The 6,471-nt window shown below is 62.6% G+C and carries 3 protein-coding genes; 1 reads left to right on the forward strand and 2 read right to left on the reverse strand.

The annotated features are described in order from the left end of the window. Window positions 1-93 precede the first annotated feature (93 nt). Window positions 94-2,187, forward strand: coding sequence for a RelA/SpoT family protein (locus A3E77_RS08140; protein WP_293644814.1), 2,094 nt, complete (start codon window positions 94-96; stop codon window positions 2,185-2,187). Between the two features lie 85 nt (window positions 2,188-2,272). On the opposite strand, the gene A3E77_RS08145 is transcribed toward A3E77_RS08140, so the two are convergent. Both A3E77_RS08145 and A3E77_RS08150 read right to left on the reverse strand, forming a co-directional pair. Continuing rightward, complete coding sequence (locus tag A3E77_RS08145) at window positions 2,273-2,584, reverse strand: hypothetical protein (RefSeq protein ID WP_293644816.1); 312 nt, start codon at window positions 2,582-2,584, stop codon at window positions 2,273-2,275. A 68-nt stretch (window positions 2,585-2,652) separates the two neighbouring features. After that, window positions 2,653-6,471: hypothetical protein (locus A3E77_RS08150; RefSeq protein WP_293644818.1), on the reverse strand; the 3,819-nt coding region annotated here is incomplete at its 5' end.

Below are 6,471 nucleotides of genomic sequence, written 5' to 3' on the forward strand. Positions count from 1 at the left end.
CCAACGGGCTTTACCAAAGTTGCTAACCTCTGGCGGTTCGGCGCAAGCAAATTTCGCATTGCATTTGGGGCGGCATGAACGACATTGGGAGCAATGCTGAGGCAATATGAACTTGTCGAGCGCGTGCGCGCTTATGATCCCGACGTCGACGAGGCGCTGCTCAACCGCGCCTATGTTTTCACCGTGCAGAAACATGGCAGCCAGAAGCGCGCTTCGGGCGACCCCTATTTCAGCCATCCGGTCGAAGTCGCGGGAATCCTGACCGACCTTCACCTCGACAGCGAGACGATCGTCACCGCGCTGCTCCACGACACGCTCGAGGACACGCTGACGACGCCCGAGGAGATCGAGCGACTGTTCGGCGCCGACGTCGGCCGCCTCGTCGACGGCGTGACCAAGCTCAGCAAGATCGAGGCGCAGACCGAGAATGAGCGCGCGGCCGAGAATCTGCGCAAATTCCTGCTCGCCATGTCGGACGATATCCGGGTGTTGCTGGTCAAGCTTGCCGACCGGCTGCACAATATGCGGACGCTGCATTTCATCAAGAACCCCGACAAAAGGCGCCGCATCGCCAAGGAGACGATGGACATCTATGCCCCGCTCGCCGAGCGGATCGGCATGTACGAATATATGCGCGAGATGCAGCTGCTCGCGTTCAGCGAGCTTGAACCCGAAGCCTATGCGACGATCACCGGACGCCTTGCCAAGCTGACCGCCGGGGGCAAGGACAAGGTCGCTGCGATCAGCCGCGAGTTCAAGGAGCTGCTCGCCAAGAACGGCATCGAGGCCGAGGTGTCGGGGCGCGAGAAGCATCCCTATTCGATCTGGCGCAAGATGCAGGAACGCCACGTCAGTTTTGAACAGGTGACCGACATCATCGCGTTCCGCATCGTCACCCCCACCGACGCCGATTGCTATGCGGCGCTGGGCCTGCTCCATCGCAAATGGAAAATGGTGCCGGGACGCTTCAAGGACTATATCTCCACCCCGAAGCGCAATGGGTACAAATCGCTGCACACGACGATCATGCACCAGCAGAATATGCGGATCGAGATCCAGATCCGCAGCCTGGGCATGCACCAGCAGTCCGAATTCGGCTTTGCCGCGCATTGGGCCTATAAGCAGGGCGGCACCGCCCCCGACGGGCAGGCCGGGTGGATTCGCGACCTGATCGAAATTCTGGAGCAGACGCACGATCCCGAAGAGTTCCTCGAAAACACGCGCATCGCGATGTATCAGGACCGCATCTTCGCCTTCACGCCGAAGGGCAGCCTGCATCAGCTGCCGAAGGGCGCGACGCCGGTCGATTTTGCCTATGCCGTCCACACCGGGCTGGGCGACCGCACCGTCGGCGCCAAGGTCAACGGTCGGCTGGTGCCGCTGCGCACGCAATTGTCGAACGGCGACACCGTCGAAATCCTGTCGTCCGACAAGCAGACGCCGCAGCCCGCCTGGCTGGGCTTTGCGGTCACCGGCAAGGCGCGCGCGGCGATCCGCCGCCATGTGCGGTCGAAGGAAAAGGTCGAACTCGCCGCGCTGGGCCGCAAGATGTATGACGAGATCGTCGCGCGCCTGCCCAACAAGGTCGGTGACAAGGCCCGTGCCGCCGCGCGGGAACGGCTGAAACTCGAAGACGACAGTGCGCTTTACGTGGCGATCGCCAAGCAGCGGTTCAGCGACAATGCGGTGCTAGAGGCGCTCGTCCCCGGCATCACCGCGGACATGAAGACCAAGCCCGGCAAGCTGGTTCAGGGCGCAGCGGTGTCGATCGCGGGGCTGACCCCCGGCGTCGCCTATCAGCTCGCCGATTGCTGTCACCCCGTTCCCGGCGACCGCATCGTCGGCCTGTCGCGGCCGGGCGAGGGGATCGAGGTGCATGTCATCGATTGCCCCCGGCTCGCCGACGGCATCGACGCCGACTGGATCGACCTCCGGTGGCAGGAGGACAGCGAGGGCGGCAATGCGCGCCTGTGCATCGTGATCCGCAACGAACCCGGCACGCTCGCCGAAATGTCGGGTATCCTCGCCGCCAATATGGCGAACATCACCAATTTGCGCCTGTCGAACCGCGAGGGCGGCTTTCACACCTATGACGTCGTCGTCGAGGTGCGCGACGTCCAGCATGTGATGCGCATATTGTCCGCGCTGCGCGCGTCGGACACGGTGGTGCAGGCCGAACGGCTTTAGGCGGGATAAAGCGTCCGCTTAGGGGTGGTCAGCGGTCAGCCGGCTTTTGAGCTTGAGGGGCGAATAGCAGACATGAAACGCGTAGCTAGTTTGGTGCCGAGAAGTGATAGGCTTCGACCAAACTGAAGTCCTCTCCTGCGCAGAGGAATCTGCCGCCGCCCTCTTCAAACGTCCTAAATGTCCACCGAACATAATCGATAGCTAGGCAAAGAGCCTGAAAACCATCGCCTCCTGCAACTCTTAGCGGTGTCTGAAATTGGCCTGTTGTCACGATGCAGCGCCAAACAAACTCTGTTTCAAGATAAGGCTGCTCAATCGACAGATCAAAATCGAATGGGTCACCCGTAACTGGTACGGCAGTAAGCGAAAGCGAAACGATGGCGCGACTGGTTTCCATATGACCGGAGATGCATCAGAAAACATCTGGTCGCAATGTCTGCAATCGGTCGAAAGCCGACGCTCCCATCAATTCGCATACAGCAGCGGCGGCCGCCACGCGTTTTCGTCAACCTCGTCGCGGACCTTGTAGACGACGCCTTTGCTGTTCAGGAACAGCTTCTCCATCTCGCGCCGCGTGAAGGGCCGCGATCCGACGCGGCCGAACACGGCCATCTGGCCGCCCGTCTCGTCGACCGCGCGATCACGGTCGAGGCCCTTTGACAGCGCGAGCGCGGGTGACGGGGTCTTTGCCCAGGCGATGAGTTCGGGGGTCGGTTTGGGCGAAAAGCCATAAAGGCCCGGATTATCGGGGCTGGTCAGCTGAAGCACCTTGATGCCGTTCCGCCCGTCGGCGACATAGCCGAACAACGAGGCGTTGGTCGATGCGACGATCACATCCTCGGCATCATTGAGCGCGCCGCCAAAGGTCAGCCCCGGCCAGACGATCGGCGCCGCGGGGCGCGTGACATCGACGATCACCAGCCCGTCCGCCTTCGCCGCGACATACATATAGGTGCGGGCGAGATAGATTTTCCGCGCGTTCGCAAGGCGCACCGTGCCCGCAGGCACCGCGACCGGCTGCGCCAGATTGGTGACGTCGAACAGCTTCACACCCTCGGCATCGGTAACCCAGAGGTAGCGGAACTGCACCGCGCTCGCGCGCGCGTCGGTCAGCGGAAGCTGCGCCGTGACCTTGGGTGCAAGCGGCACCGACAGGTCGAGCACGACCAGCCCGGCGTCGGTGGTGATATAGGCGATGCTACCCGCGAGCGTCACATGCCGCGCCCCCGCCAGCACATTGCCCTCGTTCCACGTCAGCGCGCGCTTCAGCTTGTTGTTGCGGAACTCGGCGTCGGCCAATGTGTCGACGTCGACCAGGACCAGCCCCTCGACGCTGTCGGTGATGACGGCGTAGCGGTAGATGTCGTGCATCACCTGTTCGTGGTTTTCCGGGAAATTCTTCACGATATTTTCGTTGCGCGACACGCTGATCGGCTGGGTGGTCGCGAGCGCCATGCAGGTCGCATTCTTCGTTTTGACATGCGTGTCGTGGCCGAGCGCCGAGAAGGGCGCGCGTATGATGCGTTCGGAGAAGCCCTTGTTGCCGATCGACGCGACGTCATAGACGCGGAAACCGCCCTTGCCCTCTGCCACGAACATATATTCGCCGCGCTGTTGCAGGCAGCCAACCCGCCCGCTCGTCCCCTGGACGATATTGGCAAATTCCTCGAGCGCGTGGGTTTCGCCCGACCCCTTTTTGTCGAAGATCTTGCCGCGCACCCAGTTTTTCAGCTCACGCCCATTCTGTTCGACGTGCAGTTTCCAATAGTCGGGATAGGCATATTTCTGGAGATAACTGCCGATCACCGCCTGCGGTTCGTCCCATTCGGTGACGCGCGTCGCCTGGAAACTGTTTTCCTGACCCGACCAGACGTTCAGGCCGACGAAATTGACGAAGTTGGTGCCGAGCAGATTGAGCTGCGCCATGATCGCATTATTGTCGTCGGCCGCCGACAAGTGGCAGTCGCTGCATTGCTTGGTTTCGGAACGGCGGACCGTGTGCGGGAAATGCGGCGCGAACGCCTGGCTCGAATAGCCCGCCGACGAAATCGGCGGCTGCTGCACATAGATGCGCTCGCGGTTGATGTTCGTCGATGACAGCACCAGCGCCGAGGTCGAGCGGACCGGGGTGATGATGCCGCGCACCTCGCCGTCCGGGCCGGGTTCGCCGGGCTTGGTCAGCTGGTGGCGGCCAAGCTGGAACATCTCGTCGCGCGCCACCTGCGGGTTGTAGGTCGCAAAGTTGCGCGTCTCCTCACCCTCGAAATGGTGCATCTTGGTCTTCCAGTTCGCCTCGATCGGCAAATGGCAGCCGCCGCAGCTGGTCGTCCAGCTGAGGTGGCAGGTGAAGCAGGTCATCTTGTCGTCGCCGTGCGCGCGGTCCTCGCTGGCGATCCCCGGTCCCCACTCATATTTGCCATCCTCGGCGCCCGCGCGTGCCATCAGCTTGGCGCGCGCCGCCTTGGCGTTGAAATGCGGTCCCGGCGTCACCGCCTGCTTGACCAGGCTGACCTGCCATTCGAGCCCCGGATCGACGATCGAACGCTGGATCAGCCCGATCACCTCGGCATCATCATTATACTGGAATTCAAAACGGCGCCGTCCATCGGGGTTACGCAGCAGCGCCAGATTATTGCCCTGCGGCCGCGCCGCGACGTTCGAGGTCAGGAGGTTCGGAAAGGCATCGGCGGTGCCGTGGCAATCCTTGCAGCTGATCTCGACCGCGTTCGCCACTTCGCCCTGGATATAGCCATTGCCGTGGCTGTCCTGCGCGAAATGGCAGTCGGCGCACTGCATCCCCTTTTCGGCGTGGATATCCATCATATGGACCGCCTTGCCGGGGTTGATCCCCGGCGGCACAAACTTGCCCTCGACCCCCGGCTTTCCGGGATCGGCGCTGGACAGGCAGAGGTCGCGTTCCTTCGGATCGGTAAAATGATTACAGCTTTTGCGCCATTTTTCGGGATCGGCGGGGTCGATGATGTTGGCCGTGTCGGTGCCATAGGTCGACATATTGCCGTCGGCGTTCAGCAGATTGCCGCTCCGGTCGCGCTTGAAGATGCCGCGGAAGTTCCAGCCGTGACCATGATAGTCGGCGAACTGGGTGTCCTTGTTGCTGTCGTTGACGTCATAGACGTCGCGCAGAAATTCGACATCGGCCCACAGCCCGCGCGTCGCTGCGGCTTCGGGATTACGTTCGAGCACCTGATGCACTTCGGCAGCGGTCGGATAGCGCTGCTGCTTATATTTTTTCTGATATTCCTCGTCGCTCATCCCCGGGGGGCGCGGCGCGCTGTTGTCGGGCCCCGGCCACATCTGCGGCGCGTCGGATTCATAATCCCACATCGTGTAGCCGAGGTAGGAGTTCAGGAAGATGTTCGGCTGGTGCATGTGGCACGACATGCACTGCGAGGTCGGGATGGCGCGGGTGAAGGCGTGGCTGATCGGATGGCCCGATTCGCCCCGCGCCGGCGAGGCGGGGCGCGTCGGAACGTCGGGATCGGCAGGGTCGACCAGCGCGCCATGACCGCCAGCGGCCTGATGGCCGTCGTCGGCGCCGTGCGCATCGCCGCCGTGCCCATCCTGGGGCTTCCATTTCTTTTCGGCGATCGTCGGATCGACCGTCGCCGTTTCGCCATCGCGGCCATATTTGGCATAGGTCAGGCTGTGCCGCGGTTCGCGATCGTTGGCGTAGACGACATGGCAGCCCGAACAGCCCGAATGGCGATAATCACCGGGCTGGTCGTTGGTGCCCATGAACCAGGACAGCGGGTCGTTGAGACGCGTCTTGTGGATGTTGAGCACGGGGATCGACACGCGCAGCCCGGTGCCGGGACCGCGGTTCGATTGCTTGAGGTCGGGGCGCCCCGGCTCCTCCAGCCGCTGGATGCTGCCCGTCGGGTTCGGCAGGCCGATTTCGGGAAATTGCGTGTTGATGTTGCGCCCGCCGCGCTCGAACACCCGAAAGACGTCGCCCGGCGGCAACACGCTCCAGCGCGGCAGCGGATATATTTTAGCGAGCGCGCCGCGCTTTTTTTCCTCGTCGGTCAATATCTTGTCGAAGCCGAAGCTCGGCTTGCACGCTTCCTTATACTCCTCGGCGGTGAGCCGCGACGAGGGCGAGAGGACGCAAGCGGGCTCGCCGGTGCGCGTATAGGCTTCGCCGAAGATGTAATTCTTATACGGGACGATGCCATTATTATAGGCCGCGCCGCCCCACAGCATCGCGCCGGTCGACATCATCGACCGCTCGGTCGCCTCGATCACCTCAAGGTGGCAGGCGCC

The organism is Sphingopyxis sp. RIFCSPHIGHO2_12_FULL_65_19, assembly GCF_001830555.1.
Lineage (GTDB): Bacteria > Pseudomonadota > Alphaproteobacteria > Sphingomonadales > Sphingomonadaceae > Sphingopyxis.